Origin of the sequence: Alteribacter natronophilus, from assembly GCF_006007885.1 — a bacterium.
Classification (GTDB): Bacteria; Bacillota; Bacilli; order Bacillales; family Salisediminibacteriaceae; genus Alteribacter; species Alteribacter natronophilus.
Genome location: NZ_VCRO01000006.1, coordinates 93192 through 113846, shown reverse-complemented (window position 1 = coordinate 113846; position 20655 = coordinate 93192). Strand labels below are relative to the sequence as shown.

At 47.5% G+C, this 20655-nt stretch carries 24 protein-coding genes; 18 read left to right on the top strand and 6 right to left on the bottom strand.

The window, feature by feature from the left end; translation table 11 throughout:
• Positions 1-9 precede the first annotated feature (9 nt).
• From FGB90_RS17015 to FGB90_RS16990, 6 genes are all read left to right on the top strand, one after another.
• Positions 10-987 (top strand): HD domain-containing protein, encoded by a 978-nt coding sequence (locus tag FGB90_RS17015; RefSeq protein WP_138812068.1) that lies wholly within the window; start codon positions 10-12, stop codon positions 985-987.
• Positions 988-1029: 42 nt separating this feature from the next.
• Positions 1030-1935: a TIGR01777 family oxidoreductase gene (locus FGB90_RS17010; protein ID WP_138812067.1), complete on the top strand. Its 906-nt coding sequence runs from the start codon at positions 1030-1032 to the stop codon at positions 1933-1935.
• Between the two features lie 87 nt (positions 1936-2022).
• Complete coding sequence (locus FGB90_RS17005) at positions 2023-2502, top strand: GNAT family N-acetyltransferase (protein WP_138812066.1); 480 nt, start codon at positions 2023-2025, stop codon at positions 2500-2502.
• A 52-nt stretch (positions 2503-2554) separates the two neighbouring features.
• On the top strand, positions 2555-3379 hold the full coding sequence (locus tag FGB90_RS17000) for a nucleotidyltransferase domain-containing protein (protein ID WP_138812065.1): 825 nt from the start codon (positions 2555-2557) through the stop codon (positions 3377-3379).
• 59 nt (positions 3380-3438) lie between these two features.
• Entirely contained in the window at positions 3439-4902 is a 1464-nt protein-coding gene (locus FGB90_RS16995; RefSeq protein ID WP_138812064.1) for an amidase family protein, read from the top strand.
• A gap of 29 nt (positions 4903-4931) precedes the next feature.
• Positions 4932-5300 (top strand): cupin domain-containing protein, encoded by a 369-nt coding sequence (locus tag FGB90_RS16990; RefSeq protein ID WP_138812063.1) that lies wholly within the window; start codon positions 4932-4934, stop codon positions 5298-5300.
• 62 nt (positions 5301-5362) lie between these two features.
• Here FGB90_RS16990 and FGB90_RS19780 read toward each other — a convergent pair whose 3' ends face one another.
• Complete coding sequence (locus FGB90_RS19780; protein WP_171051894.1) at positions 5363-5518, bottom strand: hypothetical protein; 156 nt, start codon at positions 5516-5518, stop codon at positions 5363-5365.
• Between the two features lie 186 nt (positions 5519-5704).
• Positions 5705-6541: an alpha/beta hydrolase family protein gene (locus tag FGB90_RS16985; RefSeq protein WP_138812062.1), complete on the bottom strand. Its 837-nt coding sequence runs from the start codon at positions 6539-6541 to the stop codon at positions 5705-5707.
• Between the two features lie 272 nt (positions 6542-6813).
• Here FGB90_RS16985 and FGB90_RS16980 point away from each other — a divergent pair, with 272 nt between their 5' ends.
• The 7 genes from FGB90_RS16980 to FGB90_RS16950 all read left to right on the top strand — a co-directional run bounded on the left by FGB90_RS16980 (position 6814) and on the right by FGB90_RS16950 (position 11937).
• Positions 6814-7455 carry an HD domain-containing protein gene (locus tag FGB90_RS16980; RefSeq protein ID WP_138812061.1) on the top strand — a complete coding sequence of 214 codons (642 nt, stop codon included), beginning with the start codon at positions 6814-6816 and terminating at the stop codon, positions 7453-7455.
• Between the two features lie 8 nt (positions 7456-7463).
• Positions 7464-7922, top strand: a complete 459-nt coding sequence (locus tag FGB90_RS16975; RefSeq protein WP_138812060.1) for an NUDIX hydrolase — start codon at positions 7464-7466, stop codon at positions 7920-7922.
• A gap of 179 nt (positions 7923-8101) precedes the next feature.
• Positions 8102-8650, top strand: coding sequence for an RNA polymerase sigma factor (locus FGB90_RS16970; RefSeq protein ID WP_138812059.1), 549 nt, complete (start codon positions 8102-8104; stop codon positions 8648-8650).
• Positions 8643-9371, top strand: a complete 729-nt coding sequence (locus FGB90_RS16965; protein ID WP_138812058.1) for a hypothetical protein — start codon at positions 8643-8645, stop codon at positions 9369-9371. Before FGB90_RS16970 ends, FGB90_RS16965 begins: the two co-directional genes overlap by 8 nt.
• Positions 9368-10240, top strand: coding sequence for an ABC transporter ATP-binding protein (locus tag FGB90_RS16960; protein WP_138812057.1), 873 nt, complete (start codon positions 9368-9370; stop codon positions 10238-10240). Before FGB90_RS16965 ends, FGB90_RS16960 begins: the two co-directional genes overlap by 4 nt.
• Positions 10237-11409: a hypothetical protein gene (locus FGB90_RS16955; protein WP_138812056.1), complete on the top strand. Its 1173-nt coding sequence runs from the start codon at positions 10237-10239 to the stop codon at positions 11407-11409. Before FGB90_RS16960 ends, FGB90_RS16955 begins: the two co-directional genes overlap by 4 nt.
• 174 nt (positions 11410-11583) lie before the next feature.
• The gene (locus FGB90_RS16950) at positions 11584-11937 is read left to right on the top strand and encodes a VOC family protein (protein WP_138812055.1); all 354 of its coding nucleotides are present in this window, start codon (positions 11584-11586) and stop codon (positions 11935-11937) included.
• 22 nt (positions 11938-11959) lie between these two features.
• Here FGB90_RS16950 and FGB90_RS16945 read toward each other — a convergent pair whose 3' ends face one another.
• Together FGB90_RS16945 and FGB90_RS16940 are read right to left on the bottom strand one after the other, a co-directional pair.
• On the bottom strand, positions 11960-14146 hold the full coding sequence (locus FGB90_RS16945; protein ID WP_438502711.1) for a heavy metal translocating P-type ATPase: 2187 nt from the start codon (positions 14144-14146) through the stop codon (positions 11960-11962).
• A complete protein-coding gene (locus FGB90_RS16940; protein ID WP_138812053.1) occupies positions 14115-14483 on the bottom strand; it encodes an ArsR/SmtB family transcription factor in 369 nt (122 codons plus the stop codon). The genes FGB90_RS16945 and FGB90_RS16940 overlap by 32 nt, the downstream gene beginning before the upstream one ends.
• A 175-nt stretch (positions 14484-14658) precedes the next feature.
• On the opposite strand from FGB90_RS16940, the gene FGB90_RS16935 reads away from it, so the two are divergent.
• Positions 14659-15516: a cupin domain-containing protein gene (locus FGB90_RS16935; protein WP_246056227.1), complete on the top strand. Its 858-nt coding sequence runs from the start codon at positions 14659-14661 to the stop codon at positions 15514-15516.
• 103 nt (positions 15517-15619) lie between these two features.
• On the opposite strand, the gene FGB90_RS16930 is transcribed toward FGB90_RS16935, so the two are convergent.
• A complete protein-coding gene (locus tag FGB90_RS16930) occupies positions 15620-16051 on the bottom strand; it encodes a hypothetical protein (protein WP_306419243.1) in 432 nt (143 codons plus the stop codon).
• Positions 16052-16250: 199 nt separating this feature from the next.
• On the opposite strand from FGB90_RS16930, the gene FGB90_RS16925 reads away from it, so the two are divergent.
• From FGB90_RS16925 to FGB90_RS16910, 4 genes are all read left to right on the top strand, one after another.
• Positions 16251-16523: a VOC family protein gene (locus FGB90_RS16925; protein WP_306419242.1), complete on the top strand. Its 273-nt coding sequence runs from the start codon at positions 16251-16253 to the stop codon at positions 16521-16523.
• A gap of 89 nt (positions 16524-16612) precedes the next feature.
• Positions 16613-17020 (top strand): VOC family protein, encoded by a 408-nt coding sequence (locus tag FGB90_RS16920; protein ID WP_138812051.1) that lies wholly within the window; start codon positions 16613-16615, stop codon positions 17018-17020.
• 325 nt (positions 17021-17345) lie between these two features.
• Positions 17346-18296, top strand: a complete 951-nt coding sequence (locus tag FGB90_RS16915) for an arsenic resistance protein (RefSeq protein WP_138812050.1) — start codon at positions 17346-17348, stop codon at positions 18294-18296.
• Between the two features lie 134 nt (positions 18297-18430).
• Positions 18431-19057, top strand: coding sequence for an HAD family hydrolase (locus tag FGB90_RS16910; protein ID WP_138812049.1), 627 nt, complete (start codon positions 18431-18433; stop codon positions 19055-19057).
• 157 nt (positions 19058-19214) lie between these two features.
• Here FGB90_RS16910 and FGB90_RS16905 read toward each other — a convergent pair whose 3' ends face one another.
• On the bottom strand, positions 19215-20492 hold the full coding sequence (locus FGB90_RS16905) for an ATP-binding protein (protein ID WP_138812048.1): 1278 nt from the start codon (positions 20490-20492) through the stop codon (positions 19215-19217).
• Between the last annotated feature and the right edge of the window lie 163 nt (positions 20493-20655).

Here is a 20655-nt window from a genome sequence, read left to right as displayed (position 1 = left end):
GGGAATTATATGTATCTTGAGGATGAACTTTACGGTGAACATACAGCGGGAAAAGTACTGGAGGAATTGATTTTAAGTAAGCCTATGCAGAGACTCAAAGGAGTGCACCAGGGAGGTGCAAGTTATCTGGTGAATAAAGAGTGGAATGAAACCCGTTATGATCACTCTGTAGGTGTAATGCTTCTCATTAAAACACTTGGCGGTTCAGTGGAAGAGCAGATTGCCGGGTTACTGCACGACGTCTCCCACACAGCTTTTTCCCATGTGGTGGACCATGTCTATGAAAATACGGAAGAGAATTATCATGAAAGAATCTACCGGAAAGTAATCGAAACATCTGAAATTCCGGCAATTTTAAAAAAGTACGGCTATGATTATAAGGATCTGCTGTTTGATGACAGCAGATGGACACTTCTGGAACAGCCGGCTCCGGAGTTATGTGCAGACAGGGTGGATTCCACTCTGCGTGATATGTATAAATACGGGCAGATTAGCCTTACTGAAGTTCACAGTTTTTTAAGCAGTATCACCGTTTCAGAAGGAAAAATGTACCCTGAAAACATTGAAACAGCTGAATGGTTTGTTGAAACCTACTATAAGGAAGTTATTGATTTTTTTATGGACCCGCTGAATATCTATGGCTATGATACATTAACCAGGATTCTGAAGCTTTCATTGGATAAAAATATTATCAGTAGTGAAGATTTTCTAAAGGAAGATGAAGAAGTAATGAGGAAACTGAAAGACTCCGGCGACAGGGAACTGAGTGATCTGTTAAGTATTTTAAATGCCGGTGTGCAGGTTATAGAGGATCACAGTCATTTTACAATACATAGAAAAAACAAAATCCGAATCATAGATCCTTCTGTTTTATATAACGGAAAACTGATACGTGCCTCATTGCTGTCCAGGAAGGTGAAGGATATGAACGAAGCAGCCTACAGAAAAGCTGCAAACGGCATGTATGTAAAAGTTCTGTCAGGGTAGTTTAATAAAATCATATAGTAGTAGAGAACTGGGAGTGATTTCATGAAGAAAATCGTTTTAGCCGGAGGAACCGGATTTATCGGTGAATATTTCAAACAGAAATTTAAGGGCGCAGGTTACGAGGTGAAGATCATCTCAAGGAGCAGCCCGCACATCCGATGGGAGGACAGGAAAGGCATAATGGAAGCCCTGGACGGAGCAGAACTGCTGATAAACCTTGCAGGCAAGTCCGTAAACTGCAGGTATAATGAAAAAAACAAAAAAGCAATCATGAATTCAAGGACGGAGACGACAACAATTCTCGGTGAGGCTGTAAAAGAGTGCAGCCATCCGCCCGGGGTATGGATGAATTCCAGTACAGCTACCATTTACCGGCACGCAGAAGACCGGCCGATGACAGAGGATGAAGGTGAGATCGGTTCAGGGTTTTCCGTGGATGTGGCTAAAGCGTGGGAGAAAGCGTTCTTTTCCTTCGATTTGCCTGAAACAAGGCAGATTGCCCTGCGCATCGCAATTGTGCTGGGAGAAGGCGGGGGAGTCATGACCCCTTATCGAAACCTCGTAAAGTTCGGGCTCGGGGGCGTTCAGGGTAAAGGAAATCAGATGTTCAGCTGGATCCATATTGAAGACTTGTATCAGATCGTCCTGTTCCTGAAAGACAGAGAGGATCTAAAGGGAGTATTTAACTGTTCAGCACCGCAGCCGGTGAGCAACCGTGAATTTATGAGAGCGATGAGAGAGGCTAATGGTGTGCGGTTTGGCCTTCCCTCTCCGGCCTGGATGCTGGAAATGGGCTCCGTCGTGATCAGAACCGAAACAGAGCTGGTTTTAAAAAGCCGGTGGGTGCTGCCGGAAAGTTTGGAACGGGAAGGGTACACGTTTACTTTTAAAACGATTGAGGAAACCTTGGAGACATTAAATTCATCAGACCGCAGGAAAACGGAATAAGACTCTTAAGCGCATGAACCGGAACCAGTTCGTGCGTTTTATATACTTAATCAGTAATAAGGTTATCAGCAGGGAGGAGAAAGTGTTATGGATATTGTCGTTCTTACACGTGAAGATGAACGATTTGAAGAAGCAGTTCAAGTGTTCTGGAGAGAATGGGGAAACGAGAGTAATTATAAGTTTTACAAAGATTGTATGATTCACTCTTGCATGACTCCTGATGATCTTCCCCTGTTTTATATGGCAGTTGAGGAGAATAAAATAATCGGAACTGCTGCATTAATCAGAAATGATCTCAACAGCAGGCAGGATTTATGTCCATGGCTGGCCTGTTTATTTGTAGACAAAGAGCACAGGGGTAAACAAATTGGCTCACAGCTTCTCAATTACGGGTTGAAACTTGCTGCTGATCTAGGCTGTCAAAAGCTTTATCTTACTTCTGATCTCGAAAACTATTACGAAAGGTACGGCTGGATGAGAAATGGGGTTGCCTACGGAGTGAGCGGAGAAGATATAAAAATTTATGAAAAGGTGACAGGACAGCCCAGGTATGAGATTATACGCTAAACCTGGAGGACTGCTTTTGAAAAGATTAGCCTGTGAGGGGGCGGAGAGTGAAATGAATAGCCTGCAGGAGGGATACGGTCTTGACCGTAATGGATTTATTGTAAGCGATGTGAGCCTTGAGAAAATTGATGGAATTTATCTTCCCTGCATAAGAGATGCAGTTGGGAATCTTGCAAAGCTTTTTCAGGACCAATTACACAGTGTATATGTGTATGGCAGCGTAGCACGGGGGGAAGCTGTACCGCGTAAGTCGGATCTGGACATTATGGCGCTGTTTAATGGCAGGTTGAGTTCCGATCAATCGGCTGAAGTTAAGAATGCTGCAGGAGAGTTGTCACAGAAATACGGCTCCCTGGTTCGGGAAGTTGGTATAGCTGCAGGCGGGTTCGATTACGTGACTGATACGCAGAATTACTACGAGCAGGCGTTTTTGAAGGAGCTTTGTGTATGTGTACATGGAGAAGATCTCCGAAAACAGTTCGGGCCTTACAACCTTTCCGCGGAGATAGCGATCAGCTTTAATGGGGATATTTGCAGGGTGTTTACCCGGATCATGAGTCGGCTGGAAGCGGCTTCTGACGAGGAGTTTAGAACAATTACCCAAAGCTTCTCCCGTAAGCTCATCAGAACATACTATTCGATGGTCATGGTCCGCTCCCGGATCTGGACAACCCGGCTTTCTGAGCAGGCCGAGGTTGTAATCCGTCATTTCCCTCATAAAAAAACCGCGGTTCGCACTCTGAAGAAGTGGGTGGACAATCCGGGGATGGAACGTGCATCTGTTTATAAGCTTTTTAAAAAAGAAGGTAAGTGGACTTGTGAGCACTTTTTGCGTGAAGCCGAAGCACCATCCTCATCAGATAAAAAAGAGGAATAATCCTGTCCGAAACCTGCAGATAATGTGAGAGATAGATAATTAAGATACGGAGTGTAACGATGACAATCCCATTTAACGAAATCCTCAAAGAAGAACTGACTATCAGCGGCATGCAGACGGCCATGGAGAACGGTACGATTACCTCCCGGGAACTGACCATGTTTTACCTGCAGCAGATTGAAGCATTTGACAAGAACGGTCCTGCTTTAAATGCTGTACTGGAAGTTAATCCGGATGCCATTTTTATTGCGGAAGCCCTCGACGATGAAAGGACCAGGCAGGGGGCCAGGGGGCCTCTTCACGGCATACCTGTCATGCTGAAGGATAACATTGAAACCGCTGATCGCATGCACACAAGTGCAGGCACGCTCGCCCTGGAAAAGCATACAGCCTCCAGGGACGCTTTTCTTGTGAAAAGACTGCGTGAGGCGGGGGCAGTGATTCTGGCTAAAACGAATATGACGGAACTGTCCAACGGAATGTCCACGACGATGGAGGCAGGATACAGCGCCCGGGGCGGGCAGGTGCTCAATCCGTATGGTAAGTTTTTTACGGGCGGATCCAGTACCGGTTCTGCTGTTTCTGTTTCCGCCAATATGACAGCTGCGGCGATTGGCACGGAGACAGACGGGTCCATCGTCAGCCCGGCAGTCCACAATTCCGTTGTGGGAATCAAACCAACTGTCGGGTTAATCAGCAGAAGGGGCATTATTCCTTTTACCTATTCACAGGATACGGCTGGTCCGTTTGCAAGAAACGTCACCGATGCTGCACTTGTACTCGAAGTCTTATCCGGGACGGATCAGAACGATCCGGCCACCAGTAAAGAGAGCGTGAAGGGACCTCACGGCTATACGGACGGGCTGGACAACCCGGGGCTTGAGGGCATACGGATCGGTGTGTTCAGAGGTGCTGCGGCAACGTTTTATGAGTCTGAGGAATATGATGATCTGCTGTTCCAGGGGGTGATTGACACACTCAGTAAAGGCGGTGCCGATTTGATAGAAAATGTGGAAATCCCTTCTTTTCACAGGGACTGGCACACAGAGATCGGTCGCCACGAGCTGAAGCACAGCCTCGACAACTATTTTTCGAAGCTCCCGTCACATATGCCCGTTCATTCAATCAGGGAACTGATTGCCTACAATATGAATCACGAAGCCTCGGCCCTTAAATACGGCCAGGACAACCTGTTAACGATCGAAAAGACACAGAACCCACTTAACAGCGCGGAGTATATCCAGGCAAAACTGGAAGACCTTTACTTTGCCCGTGACCAGGGGATTGATCTTGTCCTGAAACAGCATGATCTTGATGCTCTGCTGTTTCCCTCCTATGTTAATTCAACCATCAGTGCAAAAGCAGGTTATCCGAGTATTGCCGTTCCTGCGGGATACAGAGAGAATGGCCGCCCATTCGGTGTTTCCTTTGCAGGCACTGCTTTTTCAGAAAAGAAGCTTATTCAAATTGCCTATGCCTATGAACAGGCAGGGAGAATCCGTAAACCGCCGCAATTCAAATAAGACTGATCGATTCAATGGGGGAGAGAGTTTTGAAGATATTCAATTTTAATAAACAGTATGGAAAGAAGGTTACCCACTTTAACTCTGATTTTATTCTGTCCCGCGTTATGCAGATGACCGGGCAGGCACAGGTTTCCTGGATGCACCTGGAAGAGAACGGGCTCATTGGGTACCACGAAGCAAAGGTTCCCCAGGTGCTTCTTGTGGTCAAGGGAAGAGGCTGGGTGAGGGCAGGGGAAAAAGAACTGAAAATTGAAGCCGGAGAAGCGGTTTACTGGGAAAGAGGGGAATGGCATGAAACAAGGACGGAATCAGGTCTGACAGCAATCGCAATTGAGTCTGCCGATTCCGATCCGGAAATTCTGACTGAGGAAAGCGGGGAAATCAGGGGTGTTTAAGATTGATTAAACCTCGTTTGGTATCGGGGACGTTTTACCGTCGGCAGGTTACTTATGCCCATTTAATTGAAGGTGGTTTCCTCAAGTAAAACGGCATACATCTCCTGGATATCGTAAAGGATCAGTTCTTTAATCCGTAAATCACGACAGCGGAAGTATTCATTTTTCATCTTCTCTATTTCATTTTCGAAGATTTTTATTTCTGTCTTTGAAAGCAAAAGAACCATCCTTCAAATTTAGATTATACTTAGTCTATTATAATGTACCATGAATATTCCGGTAAAAGAAACAAATGCTTCAGATATTTCCATTATTATTAAAACTATTTTTCGTCAGCCACCGCAAAAAAAGCCGGGCAAGAAGGTCCGGCTTTTCTGCACTCCTCCTGATATGATTTACTGCTTTTAGTCGCTTCCATACTGCCGGAACCATTGTCTTACTTCCTCCACGTACTCATCGTGGTGTTCCTGGAGACCGTGACTGCCGTCTTCATAAACGATGAGCCTGTAGTCCCCTTCCAATGCATAAGCAAGCCGCCTGGCCTGGTCCACATCCACACGCTGATCGTTTTCACCGTGCAGGATAAGGAGAGGCACATCGATATCCTCCGGCCAGTGAACAGCTGATCTTGCCTCGTATGCGTCAGTATGGTCCTCAGGATCCCCTATCAGATCCTCCAGTACCTGGCGCATGGCAGGATCAGACTCACCGTATCCGTCAACGAGATTTGCCGGTGCCCCCACTACCGCCGCTCCAGTGAGATTCATCCCTTCTTTAGCCGCAAGGTAGGTCATCATACCTCCTCTTGAATAACCGAGCATGAACATTCTGCTGCTGTCTGCGTAGGCAAGCTCTTCGGCTACCTGTTCCAAAGCAAGAACATCTGTTACATCAGCGCCTCCAAATTCGTCTTCTCCCTCACTATCACTTGTTCCCCGGTACTGGGAAGCGAGGACCACGTATCCATCCTCAGCCCAGTCGCGAAGCTGATTGACAATCCGGTGATCAATCGCTCCGAAATCCCGGTTTCCTCCGCGGTTATAGATGAGAACAGGGAGGTTTTCCTCATCCGTATTCGGCCGCACGATAAAACCGCTGATCTGATAGCCGTCACTCATATAAGTCATCGTTTCTGTGATGGTACTGCTGTTTGTGGACACTTCATCCGTTTCCACAAGAGTATCCGTACTGCATGCCAGCAGAAGAATACAAAGTCCTGTCATAAGCAGGTATAATTTCATCCTACCCTCTCCGTTTATGTGTTGATAGTCTCATTTATATACGGCTGAACCATGGGGAAGTTCCGCACTATTTTGAACACTTTAATTCTGCTTTCCGTATATTTACATGTATGGCTCATATCTGCTCTGTATAGGGTTCCTTTTCCCGTAATCCGGCAGTTTAAGCGTGACGAACAGTAGAATCGCTGAAATGCATACATTGATGAAGAAAAGAGCTGATAAATGGATATTTATGTTAAGGTTAAAATGAATAAAGACAGGGAGTGACGGATGTGGATCAGGAACGCATTATCCTCGAAACAGAAAAGATGGTCAGGGATCAGCTGCAGGAAGAACAAACCGGACACGACTGGTTTCATATCGATCGTGTAACCAGAAACGCAGCAGCCATTGCAGAAGCAGAAAACGCTGATGTTTTTGTTGTTACGCTTGCTGCTCTGCTTCATGACCTAGCTGACGATAAAGTGGTGGATGACGAAACGGAAGCCCTGCAGGACATCGAAGACTGGCTGACTGGCAAGGGCGTTGCTGAAACCGATGTCCGGCACGTAATGAAAATCATTCAGACCATATCCTTTAAGGGCGGGAACGGACAGGCCCTGGAAAGCCTCGAGGCGAAAGTGGTACAGGATGCAGACAGGCTCGATGCCATCGGTGCTGTCGGCATCGCCCGCTGTTTTGTCTACTCGGGCAGTAAAGGAAGCCCCATGTATGGCCCGGACATCAAGGCGCGGGAAAGTATGACAAAGGAAGAGTACCGGAAAGGAAAGTCCACGGCGGTTAATCATTTTTATGAAAAACTGCTGAAGTTAAGAGATCTCATGAATACGAGACGGGGATACGAGCTGGCTGATGAGCGGCACAAGTTTATGGAGACATTTCTTGAGCAGTTTTACCGTGAGGTCGGGAGGTAGGTGATACGATGGATTACGTGAAGGATTTAAGGAAGCTGGTAGGGCACAGGCCGCTTATTTTAACCGGTTCTGTAGTCATTGTGCTGAACAGGGACGGCGAGGTGCTGCTTCAGCACAGGCGGGACGGTACATGGGGGCTTCCCGGCGGACTGATGGAACTTGGGGAAAGTCTTGAAGAGACGGCGAGGAGAGAGGTGAAGGAGGAGACGGGCCTGGAAGTGGGGCATCTCCATCTGGTGGATATTTTCTCAGGCGAAAAATATTACATGAAGGTACCGAATGGGGATGAACTGTATTCTGTCACGGCAGTCTATTACACTCGTGACATAAAAGGTACAATCACAGTCAACCGTACAGAAGGAACCGATGTAAGGTTTTTCCCTTTTCACACTCTTCCGGAAGAGCTTGGGGAAAGCTATCGCGATTTCATGGCGCCATACATAGAAAAGCATGTTAATCTGAGGTAAACCTTATGTCTGGTTACAGTTGAAGTAATGCTGCTTATCCACGGCCCTTCCATATTGGAAGGGCCGTTCATATTAGACCTGTAAGGCGGGCATGGAAAAAATTAATTTCTGCCGTTTAAATCGTTTTGTAATTCCAATTCGTTATTTTTTATGTAAGAGAAAACAATGGCGGTGGCAGTATGAATGTAAAACGACAGCTGAAAAAAATCAGGAAAGGAGACGAGGCGGCAGCAGAGGAACTGATCCGTTTTTTTTACCGGGATATTTATATTTTCGTTTATTCAAAAACCGGGGACGAGCATCACGCCTATGACATGACTCAGGAGATATTTATTAAAATGATCCGCTCACTCTCTTCCTTTCGTGATGACGGACGATTTAAATCGTGGCTGTTTACAATCGCGGCAAACCATACGAAGGATTACTATAAAAGTAATCTGTACCGGGAACGTAAACAGTCGGTTACAGAGCCGTTCGGATTTGAGGAAAACGTCGTTACCTTTTACAGCCGAAGCAGCTCAGTGCTTGATGAAGAAGATGTCGGAATCCTGCTGAATGATCTGCCCGGATTTCAGAAGGAGGCGATCCTGCTGAAATACATATACGGTTTTAAAGGAAAGGAAATTTCAGCCATTACCGGCGTGCCCGAGTCAAGTGTGAAGTCAAGAATCAGGCAGGGGCTGGAAAAGATGCGAAATAAGGTGAAGGGAGAGAATGCCGATGAGTAAACCGTATATGAAAATTCCGTTTCCGGATGAGGAAATGCAGGACAGAACGGTCAGGCGGGCAGCCTCGGAACTGCCTTTTAAGCAACAGGAGAGTCGGGATTTTCTATCTGATTTATACCGGTTTGCCGAGCAGGGAAGGGATATTGGTCCTCTTTTCTGGGGGTTAAACGGCCTGCTTTTCGTATGTGCATACTTTCTTGCTTCCAGTCCATGGTACGATCCTTTTACTGTATTCATGACGGCCTTTCCACTGCCTTTTATCTTTGGGGTCGTTCAGGCCGGTACTGCAAGACGTTTTGGAATGGAGGAACTGGAAATGAGCTGCCGAATTCATCCCGGATCACTTGCGGTAATGAGGATGACGATCGCAGGCCTGACAAACGTGACTTTCACGAGTGTATTCCTGTTTCTTTTCTGGCCGGTTATAGATGTACCTTCTTTATGGGCTTCTGCTCTCATGATCCTTTCTGTGTTTACTCTGACGGGTGCATTGGCTTTGTATGTAAGCCGGAGGTTCAGCCGTGCTGATCGCCAGCTGCTTATCGGGTTCTGGGTTATATTTTCTGCAGCCGTCACCGGCAGACCGGACTGGGTGGAAGCTCTGCAGCATGCAGGTATTATATTTCATGCTGTATGTCTGGTGATGGGGCTTTACTTGTTTTTAATGGAGTTGAAACGGTATATCCAAAGCTTACAAACAGTGGAAGGAGAAACAGAATGACTCTCGCAGTGAAATCCATTACAAAATCTTATCGGACTCAAACCGTTCTAAATAACATTTCTGCTGAATTTACAAATGGTGTGTATGCTCTGATCGGACCGAATGGCGCTGGTAAGTCAACGTTTATGAGAATTCTTGCCGGCGTCGGGAAGGCAGACAGCGGTGCCGTTTATTATAATGGACAGGATATACAGGTCATGGGAGAGAATTACAGGGACAGACTCGGTTATCTCCCGCAGGAATTCAGCACATATCCTCATTTCACTGCCGAACGGTTTCTGGCCTACCTGGGGAAACTTAAAGGGCTGAATAAAGAGGAGCTTCCTAAGAAAATAAATGAACTGCTCGTTCTGACCGGGCTGGAAAACGAACGTAAAAAGAAAGTCAGAAAGTTCTCCGGCGGGATGAAGCGGAGACTCGGTATCGCACAGGCTCTATTAAATAATCCTGATGTTCTAATTGCGGATGAACCGACTGCAGGACTCGATTCAAAGGAGCGAATGCGGTTTAGGAAGATGCTTGCGGAAATTGCGGCTGAGAGGGTAGTTATTCTGTCCACCCACATTACATCTGACATCGAATCAGTTGCCAGGCGGGTTCTGCTGCTTAAAAACGGATCCATTGAACAAAACTGCACAATTCCGGAGATGCTGGAAACGCTTTGTGGTGAGGTGTGGACCATAACCGTATCAGCTTCCGAAGCAAATAAGTTTGAAATAGATCATCAAGTGACAAACATCCGCTATGTGGAAAAGGGAGCAGAGCTTCGGATCATCAGTGCCGTTCCTCCGCATCCCAATGCAACGGCTGTTGAGCCGACACTTGAAGATGTCGTTTTCCAGGCATTTGACGGAGGATTTGAACAATGATAAAGCAGGAATTCTTTAAGATTGTAAGAAACCGCTCAGTTCCTTCAGCTTTCTTACTAATTGTTCTGATGATCGGTCTGGCGGTGTTCAGTCAGTATGTTCCGCAAAATCTTCCCGAGGATTCTTCTAACTATATGGAAGAATGGGGTGGCCCGGTTACACCTGAGCTTGAAGAGCGGGCAAGGGAACTGATGAGAGAACAGGATGAACAGGCTGCCCGGAACAGTGAAGCAGGGGCGGAAATGATGGACAGTCCTTCCTATCAGTCATCTGTACTGCATAATGTGGCATTAACAGGACAACAGAAGACGGCCATGAAAGAAAGGCTCGATCAGATCGATCATGCACTTAACGGGGAGATAGGAACTTACGAAACACGAAAACTTGAGATGGAAAAGGGAATGCTCACTCAGGCGGTGGATGTAGTCGGGTATTATCCGGTCAGAACATGGCATGATTCAGTTGGTATTATAGAGCCTGCGTTTACTTCTGTTCTTATTTCCGTTCTACTCATGATCGGTTTAAGCCCGGTTTTTAATGGAGACCTGCGTTACCGCATGTCGGGGATGGTCGGGACGTCAAGGCACGGGGCAAAGCGGCTGGTCACTGCAAAAATTCTGGCGTCCATGCTGTATGCTACCGTAATCGTATTCAGCCTTCATGCTTTTCACCTTCTGTTTAAATATATGAATTATGGGAGTCTTGAAGGCTGGAACGCCCCGTTTCAGGCGATTAGTCCCGAGAATTTTATCGTGGACTTCGGAATGAGTCCTTATTCGTTTACGGTATGGCAGTACCTGGTCGTCATGCTCGGTATTCAGTGGTTTGCAGCTCTTGCCTTTTCCATGGTGGTTCTCCTGTTTTCACAGCTGTTTCGCAGCGGTCTGATTGTCTTTTTTGCCGGTCTGTCCCTCATTGCGGCTCCACCGGTGATCGATCGGCTGAATACGGGAGGACATGCCTGGCTTGAAGGATTTGCCCGGGTAAATTACACAGAAATGTTCCGTACGGACCGGATGTTTCAGGAATTTACCGTCTTTCAAGTGTTTCAGCTTCCGGTCCTGCATCCCTGGTTTGCGATCATGGTGTATGCAGTGATTACGATTATGGTGACCCTGGTGCTTTACGGGCTTCACGAAAAGCAGCGGAGTGATATGAGTGAGGTCTAGGTGTAAATGAAATAAGATGAACATGCTACAGGATAGCTGCCTGGTGTAAAATGAATATAAGCTGGCGCCGATCGCAGAACAAATTGAGCATCCGGAAAGACAGGCTTGGGAGACCCTGTTTTCTTTGTCACCGGCGATTTTTCAGTCTTTGAAACCTGAAAAGGAGGAGAGGAAATGAAATTGATTTTCATGTATTACCCTGTAAGAGACCTGGAAACATCACTGGAATTTTACCGGGAAAAGCTTGGTTTTGATGAAGCGTGGCGTGAGGGAACGGATACGGCAGCGCTGAAACTTCCCGGTTCCGATGTACAGCTGCTGCTTGAATCGGATGAGGATGATCACAGTAAGCCAGGCGGTGTTTTTCAGGTGGAAAGTGTGGATGCATTCTTTAAAGACAATAAAGGCATACTCACCTTTGTAAAGAAACCGGTGGATATTCCACCGGGGAGATATGCCATCTATGAAGACAATGCAGGCAACCCGATCAGGATTATTGATTTTTCAGCTGAAAAAGCAGGAGTATAAGGGAATCTGAAAGCGCGTGTTTTTAAACAACACGCGCTTTTCCTGTGCCTGATATATTTCTTATTCTTTCACCCTCCCTCATAAGTCTCAGGCTGTTGAGGGTAACAAGCAGCGTGGCGCCCATGTCGGCGAGAATGGCGATCCACAGCGTGAGCCACCCCGGAAAGACGAGAAGGAGGGCGGCAGCTTTAATAGCCAGGGAAAAGGTGATGTTCTGTTTGATTATGGCCAGCGCCCGACGGCTCAGCCTGATGGTATACGGAATCTTGTTAAGGTCGTCTCCCATAAGGGCGATGTCGGCTGTCTCGAGAGCGGTATCGGTACCTGCTCCGCCCATGGCAATGCCGACAGTGGATGCAGCGAGGGCGGGAGCATCGTTTGCTCCGTCTCCGATCATGGCTGTTTTTTCACCGCGGTTCGTCATTTCTTTAATACGCTGCAGCTTTTCCTCCGGCAGAAGCTCAGATGCAATGTCAGTCACGCCGGCGATTTTGCCGACTGCCTCGGCAGTTCGCCGGTTGTCGCCCGTGAGCATGACGGTCCGTCTGATGCCTGATTTGTGAAGTTTACGTATCACCTGCGCAGCAGAGGGGCGCAGTTCATCGGCAGCTGCAATCAGACCGGAAATCTCAGTCCGGGTCCCGATTAACATGACCGTTTTTCCGTCTGTCTGCAGCGTTTCAATCTCCTTCAAAATATCAGGAGGCAGCTTTTCAAGGGTGATTTCCTCAAACAGCTTCGGGCTGCCGGCGAAGACTTCTTCTTCGTTCACAGTCGCTTTGATCCCTTTACCCGTCAGCGACTGGACGCAGTCAGCTTCAATTTTTCCGGTGTTCAGTCCGTGGTGCTCTGCTTTTTTCACGATTGCAGAAGCAAGGGGATGTCCCGATCCCCGTTCGATTGCTGCTGCGAGGGCAAGCACATCGTTTTCACTTTTACCGTCTCTAAAAGATTTCACGTCAGTTACTGCAGGAACTCCGGCAGTAAGCGTTCCTGTTTTATCAAAGGCGATCACATCGAGTGATCCGGCAGCTTCAAGGTGAATCCCCCCTTTAATGAGAACGCCGTGACGGGCAGCATTTCCGATCGCCGTTACGATGGAAACGGGGGTGGAGATGACAAGTGCACACGGGCATCCGACCACGAGAACGGTGAGGCCGCGGTAGATCCATTCATTCCATGGAAGTCCCATAAAGAGAGGAGGCACCGTAACAATCAGGAGGGCGGTTAATATGATGGCCGGTGTGTACCAGCGGGCGAACCGGTCTACAAAATGCTGTGACGGAGCTCTTTCAGCCTGGGCTTCTTCAACAAGGTGAATAATTCTGGCGAGCGTTGTATCATCTGCTGCCTTTGTAACGGTTACTTCAAGAAGTCCTTCACCGTTCAGGGTGCCGGCAAACACTTCGTCGCCTTCATTTTTTGTAACAGGGAAGGACTCACCGGTAATGGCTGCCTGGTTGAGTGTGGATGCACCTTTTCCTACGGTTCCGTCCATTGCCAGTTTTTCTCCCGGTTTAACAATCATCGTATCACCGATTCGAATATCTTCTGCACGAGCCGTCATCTCCTGTCCGTTCCGGCGGACGAGTGCTTCTTTCGGGGCAATTTCCATAAGGGACCTGATGGAATAGCGTGCTTTGTCCATGGAGTACCGTTCAAGTGCTTCGCTGATGGCAAACAGGATCACAACCACAGCTCCTTCACCCCATTCGCCAATCGCTGCAGCTCCAAGGATGGCCACGGTCATAAGTGTGGCCATATCAAAATTGAGGCGTGCCAGGTTACGGATGCCCCGGATAAATAACGTATATCCTCCGATGATGATCGATGCTGCGTACCCTGATACGGGGAGATAGTGGCCGCTTCCGAACTGAAGCTGCAGCAGGAATGCGGTCAACAGCAGAATGGCTGAAATGTAGACTTTCAGATTTTCACGCTGCCTCCAGAACGGCGCCTGATCCTCTTTCACGAGGGCAGCATCACTGATTTTCAGGTTTTCAAAGGTACCTGCTTTTTCGATTTGTTCTGGTGGAACTTTTCCTTCCACCGTAATTTTGGATGCACCGAAGTTGACCGTTGCCCCCGTAACTCCCGGCAGGTCCCTCACGTTTCTTTCAAACTGTGCGGCGCAGTTTGCACAGGTGAACCCTTTTACACGGTAGGTTTTAGACTCGTCAGCCATGGTGCCGTTCCTCTGTGGCATGATGGAGGCCTGTAACGATCAGCTGCCGTACGTGATCGTCATCCAGAGAGTAAAAGGCAAGTTTTCCTTCCTTTCTGTATTTGACCACCCCTTCTCTGTGAAGGATACGGAGGTGGTGGCTGGTGGTGGCAACAGAAGCCTCGATGATATTGGCCAGATCGCAAACGCACAGTTCATCTGCCTGACAGAGAGCATAGGCAATTTTTGTCCGGTTTTCTCCTGACAGGGCTTTAAACAGCTTCGCAGTTCGCTCGAGACCCTGGAGGTTGAGGGAGCTTCGGATGTGCTGTACTTTTTTCTCATCGTAGCAGTAAATTTCACACATAACTTTATGGCTCATGGAAAATCACCTCAATTAATTTATTCAAGTATATGTTTGAATAAATATTAACATTACTTCATTCAAGAGTATATTAGAATGAAATCCGGTTTATCCCTGAAGATGACGGACGACGTACCCATCCTCAGCACCGGGCATATCATAGGTTCTGAGAAAACAAAAGGGGATGACAAACGTGTATTACGGATCAGGGATGTACCGAGGCCCCCAGCAGAATTATCAGCTACAGCAGGCATGCGCGGCAGTTGAGGATGGCCTTAACAGAGAAGCAGGTGCCATCGACCTTTACAGCAGGCTTGCCCGGGAGGCCGGGGATGAGGAAGACCGTGCGGAGATTCTGAATGAACTGGAAAAACGGAAAGCGCAGTTTAATCACTTCGGTTATCTATATGCTTCCATGACTGGACAGCAGCCTGCCTGCCAGGCACAGACGATTCAATTCAGTGATTTTGCCGATGGCGTAAGAAAAGCACAGAAAGCAGGTGAGGATGCGTGGCAGACCTATCAGCAGTACAGCATGTCTTCTCCGTATCCTGCATTGAGCCAGGCCTTTCAGGCTGCAGCAGCCGGAAACCGTCAGTGTGCGGAGAACTTCCGTCACATGACTGGAACCAGGCAGGATGACTTCGGTACAGGGCCGTACGTTGTGGATATTGAACAGGCAACGCTCGATAATGATAACTTCCGAAGAGCGCTCTGGACCGGGGATCATTTGCAGCTTACGCTTATGAGTATTGAGCCGGGAGACGATATTGGTCTGGAAGTGCACGAGGAGGATGACCAGTTCCTGAGAATCGAGGACGGTCAGGGTATTGTTCGGATGGGGCCTACTGAAACCTATCTTGATTTCGAGGAGGAAGTGTTCCCGGATTATGCAATCTTTATTCCGGCAGGGACTTATCACAATGTAATAAACACGGGAGACCGGCCGATGAAAGTCTACTCAATCTACGCCCCGCCTCATCATCCGTTCGGAACCATTCATCAGACAAAAGCTGACGCCGAAGCAGCGGAAGCAGCTGAAGAGGATTAAAGAGACAGCTGCTTTCCGAGCGGCGGTTATAAAGCAAGGCTCCCGCAATGCAGCGGGAGCCTTGCTGTTTGTATCGTGTGCTGCCGGAACATTAAATACATCCTCAGGACTTCACCATCGTCTGATCGAGCTCCCGCATCTTATCGTACGCGTGAAGAAGGTTTTCGGGAACGAGGGTTCTGCCGTATTCCCAGGCATTCCGGTCCAGCTTTGCTCTCAGCATCCTTTTCTCGTGCTCGCCACCGAACATGAGGATTCTCATGTCGTGCCAATTGTTTTTAAAATCCAGATAGTGCCCGATCTGCCGGTACAGGATGAGCCGGACGATATTTTCGTCACTTTCCTTAATTCTGCTGCCCACCACCGCTTTATAGGCATTTACTTCAAGGTAGTTAAACTTGATCGTATTGGTGGATTTGTTATAGCTCATTGGTGCCGGAAGAGCTTCGTTGTATTCATAATTGATTTTTAAGTCGTGGCTATATAAAGTGTCTTTGATGATTTCTTCAATTTTTGATACATAAAGCATCTTCATTCACTCTCCTAAAAACTGCAGTACTGTATCTTTCGCTGTGCAGGACGGTTTTCCTTCCATAAGTCCCTAATTCTCTATCATACACGAAAGAAATATCAGGGGGAAATGGAACCCGTTCGAGAAAGTATTCGGAAAATTGCGTACAAAAAGAACGTGTGTTCCGGTATAATGGTGTTAAATCATACTGGAGGTGAGGTGCGTGGGAGGTGTCATTGAGGGGGAGATTGGAGCCGTTTTTCTGCCTGTCAGTAACATTGAAAAATCGGCTGAGTGGTACAGGGAACTTCTCGGAATAAAGGAAAAGGGAGAGGTACTTTTCGGTCACATTTATTCCGTCCCCGGGACGAAGCTCGTTCTGGACAGCAGAATTTATCCAAAGCGTTCAACGGGGACAGCTCCTCTCTTTCATTTTAATACTAAGGACATAGAAAAAGCTTACGAACAGTGCAGGGGAACTGCTGACGGAAATTGAAAACGGGCACTGGTTTAATTTCCGCGATCCGGACGGTAACGTTCTGATGGTCTGCCGCTGTTAGTCTGAAATTAATCTGGAGGTTACAAATGATAAAACATATTGCCACAATCGAAATACCCGTATCCGATCTTCATCGCTCCATTGAATGGTACACCGGCAATCTTGAACTCACATGTGCGTTTAAAGGGAAAACAAACGCCATGCTGTCATTTGGGAACACAAGCCCGACAATCTTTCTCGTAGAGACAGAGGAGGTTATCCCTCCTGCGTTCAGGAATACGTATACAGGCACAGAACACAGCGTAGTTGATTTCTACACTGCAGACCTGGCAGAAACGCACCGGAAACTGAAAGAGAACGGGGTGGAGGCAGGCCGTCTGAACGTGATGGAGGGCTCACAGATGGGCGGGTTCGGTTTTAAAGATCCGGACGGCAACCCTCTCAGCGTAACAAATGTGCTTCATGAAGGTCAGGAAGGGTTTGATCTGAAATAATGCTCGCAGATTAAGACTGGGACATCATAAGGAAAGTGTTTAGATTAAAATCTGAAAAAAAAACTTATAAGCGGATGAAATATACGCCGACTCCTGCGGGAGGAAAAGCGCAGGTGAGACCCCGCTGTGCGGAGCACGCGGAGGCTCAGCCGCTTCCCGCGGAAAGCGGCGAATATTTCAGGAGCGATTTTCCTGAACCGCTTATTGGTTGGTCGGATTTTCGTCTGTAAAACACTTCTGTCCCAGCCTTCTGTACATAACGGGAAGCAGAAGCTATGCTTGGGAGAAGTCGTAAATACATAATCATACTGCAGGTGTAGAGATTTTGAAACGCTGCGAAAAGCTTTATTCACTTATCATACTGATATCTGTAATTGCAGGACTTCTGTTTGGTATGAGTGAACCGCTGAGGGAAAGTGCCGGGTCGTTAATCGTGCCGCTTTTAATAGTGATGCTGTATGTGACATTTCTGCAGATCCGTTTTTCGGATTTGATGGACGCATTTAAGAATCGGAAGTTTACTGTGATTGCAATCCTGATCAATTTCATCTGGGTGCCGCTACTGGCAGCAGGCCTTGGTTACCTGTTTCTCGGCAGTCATCCGGCGTTGTTTATCGGTTTTATTATGTTGATGGTTACACCCTGTACAGACTGGTATCTGATTTTTACCGGCATTGCAAGAGGAAATGTGGCTCTGGCAGCAGCCATCCTGCCGGTAAACCTGCTTCTCCAGGTTGTGCTTCTGCCACTGTATCTGCTGATTTTTGCCGGCTCATCAGGCACAGTGGAGCCTGCCTGGCTTCTGGAAAGTGTAATCCTAGTACTGCTCGTACCATTAGGAATTGCAATGCTTACAAAGGGTTTGCTTAAAAATAAGCGTGGACTTGAAGAAAAGCTCCTGACACGGATCGGTGCTTTGCCGGTCATATTTCTGAGCCTGGCCATTACGGCCATGTTTACTTCCCAGGGAGAGGTTCTTCTGACGAACCTCGAGATGGTGGTACTTCTCCTGATTCCGATTGTGCTCTTTTTTGTTATTAACTACTTGGCAGGACAGTTTGCAGGCAGGCTGGCGGGTTTTTCCTACCGTGACAGAGTGAGTCTCAGTCTTACTACTCTGGCAAGGAACTCACCGCTGGCGCTGGCCATTGCCATGACTGCTTTTCCCGGCGAGCCGCTCATTGCGCTCACGCTCGTCATCGGCCCGCTATTGGAACTGCCGGTTCTGGCAGCTGTTTCACACATTCTCCTGAAAGGCAGGAAAAAAGCGGATTAGTTCGTGGTGGAGTTCATCTGGAAGCAGTCCGTACAGCAGGCGAATCTCTTCTTCCATCTCCTTACAATTCGTGTACAAACAGATTCTCCTGTGATAGTTTTGGTTGTATATGATTACCAGGAGGAGGCGGGTAAATGGACAGCATCATTTTTGATCTTGACGGTACGCTCTGGGATTCCAGAGCGACGATCGTAAAAGCCTGGAACAGCGTTCTGGAAAAACAAAGTGGCATACCCCGGGGACTGAAAATTGAAGATTTACAAAAGGTAATGGGGCTTCAGCGCAGGGAATTGGGAAATGCACTTTTTCCGGAGCTGGGGGCAAAAAACAGGGAAGAGGTGCTCGATGCCTGCTTTGGAATTGAAGGAAGCTTTCTGAGAGAGGTAGGCGGTGTTTTGTATCCCGTTGTGGAACAGGTGCTTGAAAGCCTGTCTCAAAAGTATGACCTGTTTATCGTAAGTAACTGCGAGGATGGTTATATAGAGGCTTTTTTCGATTATCACGGCCTTGGACACCACTTTAAAGACTATGAAAACCCCGGGAGAACAGGACTTTCAAAGGGAGAAAATATAAAAATAGTGATGGAGCGAAACAACCTTTCGGCCCCGGTGTACGTAGGAGATACAGAAGGAGACCGCACAGCCGCTGTTTATGCCCGGGTTCCATTTATTTATGCTGCGTACGGTTTCGGAACAGCACATACATATGATGCAAAAATCAGCCGGATTAAGGAACTCCCATCCTGCCTGAAGATATTTTGACTGTCTGACTGCAATGGGGTTATCTGATGCGCAATCCGGCCGCGGTCTTCCCCCCGGCTAGCTGAAGCCTTGCCCGCGGCAAGCGAGTGTATTTTTGAACAATCAACCATTATAGAATACAGGAAAGGACTCTCACCGAGGGTGAAAGTCCTTATCTTCAGCTGGGTTTTGTCCCGGCCTCTGCAGGGTTTTTCCTGACGGGAATCGTGATTGTAAACACGGTTCCTTTTCCTTTTTCACTGTCCACTTTTATCCTGCCACCCAGTTTGTTGATCGTACTGAAAACCATGAGCATGCCCAGTCCGGTACCTTCTTTTTTCGTAGAGTAGTAGGGTTTTCCGATCCTGGCAATCTCCTCGCGGCTCATGCCCCGGCCATTGTCTTCAATCCTGATTACAATTTTCTGGTCACGGCTTGAAATGCTGACATCAAGCTTCCCGCGACTGCCTTCCTCCACAGCTTCAACACCGTTTTTATAGAGATTGATCAGCGTCTGTTTCAGCTGATTGCGGTCAAACGTCGTCTCAAGCGTATTCGAAAAGGAAAAGTTCACATCCACACGGTGCATTTTTGCATACGGGATCATGATGTTGTTTACGTAATCAGCTTCGGCCTTCAGGTCTGACGTAACCATATTTTCCGCCTGCGGTTTGGCGAGGGAGAGAAAGTCCGTAACGATCGTTTCCGCCCGTTTTACTTCCTGCATGCTCAGGTCCACGTAACGCCTGTCATTTTTCCCGAGTGAATCAGATCTGGTAAGCAGCTGCAGAAACCCGCTGGTTACAGTAAGAGGGTTCCGGATTTCATGGGAAATACTGGCTGAAAGTTCACTGATGACATTAAGCCGTTCCGATTCCATCATCCGTTCCCGTACCTTAATATTGCTGAAGATCTTTTCGATAATGACCATGATAATGGCTGTTCCCAGGAAGTAAATAGTCAGAAGGTGGGCTGTGCTCAGCCAGAATTCCCTGTTGAGCGATTCATAAAACAGCGCAAGCGTACTAAGATAAAATGCTGTCGTGGTCATGGCAATCACTACCGCTGCCTGAATCCGTTTCACCGGCTCAAGCTCAAGGAAACGTCTGCTGTAAAGAGGGACAACGATAAACACAATAGTGGAAAAAAGAAGAGAAAGAAAGATCCCGTCCCCTCCGACAATAAACCGGTAAAGGTTCAGGATCACGTATAAGGGAAATGCGATTGCGTATCCGCCGAAAAGTGAGCCAAGTAAAAACGGTATGTAGCGCAGATCATAGATGAATCCGAGTTCCAGTCTGATCGGAAAGCTCATGGAAAGAACCATGGATATGGCTGCAAAAATAAACAGCAGAGTTTTATAATTATGCCTGTTTACTCTGTTTTCGAAAAAGATTACATACATGAGGACGGGAAAAAGAAGGAAGAGAAAGTTGATTAATAGTGTTTCGGTCATGAGAGCGGCATCCTTTCGTTCGATCGTACCACGTTAATGGTACCAGATTACAGGGACCATGTTAACAGTACGCCCATGGTTTAGGGAAAAGTTGGGGAGGAAACGGGTTATGTCTGCTCCCTTTTTCGGAATATTCCTGCTATAGTAAATGGAAGGAAAGCCG

What these genes read in the sequence shown, in the direction of transcription:
- FGB90_RS16910 (WP_138812049.1), top strand. Translation starts at nt 18,431, where the DNA reads ATGGACAGCATCATTTTTGATCTTGACGGTACGCTCTGGGATTCCAGA.
- FGB90_RS16960 (WP_138812057.1), top strand. Translation starts at nt 9,368, where the DNA reads ATGACTCTCGCAGTGAAATCCATTACAAAATCTTATCGGACTCAAACC.
- FGB90_RS16940 (WP_138812053.1), bottom strand. Translation starts at nt 14,483, where the DNA reads ATGAGCCATAAAGTTATGTGTGAAATTTACTGCTACGATGAGAAAAAA.
- FGB90_RS17015 (WP_138812068.1), top strand. Translation starts at nt 10, where the DNA reads ATGTATCTTGAGGATGAACTTTACGGTGAACATACAGCGGGAAAAGTA.
- FGB90_RS16950 (WP_138812055.1), top strand. Translation starts at nt 11,584, where the DNA reads ATGAAATTGATTTTCATGTATTACCCTGTAAGAGACCTGGAAACATCA.
- FGB90_RS16955 (WP_138812056.1), top strand. Translation starts at nt 10,237, where the DNA reads ATGATAAAGCAGGAATTCTTTAAGATTGTAAGAAACCGCTCAGTTCCT.
- FGB90_RS16975 (WP_138812060.1), top strand. Translation starts at nt 7,464, where the DNA reads ATGGATTACGTGAAGGATTTAAGGAAGCTGGTAGGGCACAGGCCGCTT.
- FGB90_RS16985 (WP_138812062.1), bottom strand. Translation starts at nt 6,541, where the DNA reads ATGAAATTATACCTGCTTATGACAGGACTTTGTATTCTTCTGCTGGCA.
- FGB90_RS16930 (WP_306419243.1), bottom strand. Translation starts at nt 16,051, where the DNA reads ATGAAGATGCTTTATGTATCAAAAATTGAAGAAATCATCAAAGACACT.
- FGB90_RS16995 (WP_138812064.1), top strand. Translation starts at nt 3,439, where the DNA reads ATGACAATCCCATTTAACGAAATCCTCAAAGAAGAACTGACTATCAGC.
- FGB90_RS17005 (WP_138812066.1), top strand. Translation starts at nt 2,023, where the DNA reads ATGGATATTGTCGTTCTTACACGTGAAGATGAACGATTTGAAGAAGCA.
- FGB90_RS16905 (WP_138812048.1), bottom strand. Translation starts at nt 20,492, where the DNA reads ATGACCGAAACACTATTAATCAACTTTCTCTTCCTTCTTTTTCCCGTC.
- FGB90_RS17000 (WP_138812065.1), top strand. Translation starts at nt 2,555, where the DNA reads ATGAATAGCCTGCAGGAGGGATACGGTCTTGACCGTAATGGATTTATT.
- FGB90_RS17010 (WP_138812067.1), top strand. Translation starts at nt 1,030, where the DNA reads ATGAAGAAAATCGTTTTAGCCGGAGGAACCGGATTTATCGGTGAATAT.
- FGB90_RS16970 (WP_138812059.1), top strand. Translation starts at nt 8,102, where the DNA reads ATGAATGTAAAACGACAGCTGAAAAAAATCAGGAAAGGAGACGAGGCG.
- FGB90_RS16965 (WP_138812058.1), top strand. Translation starts at nt 8,643, where the DNA reads ATGAGTAAACCGTATATGAAAATTCCGTTTCCGGATGAGGAAATGCAG.
- FGB90_RS16920 (WP_138812051.1), top strand. Translation starts at nt 16,613, where the DNA reads ATGATAAAACATATTGCCACAATCGAAATACCCGTATCCGATCTTCAT.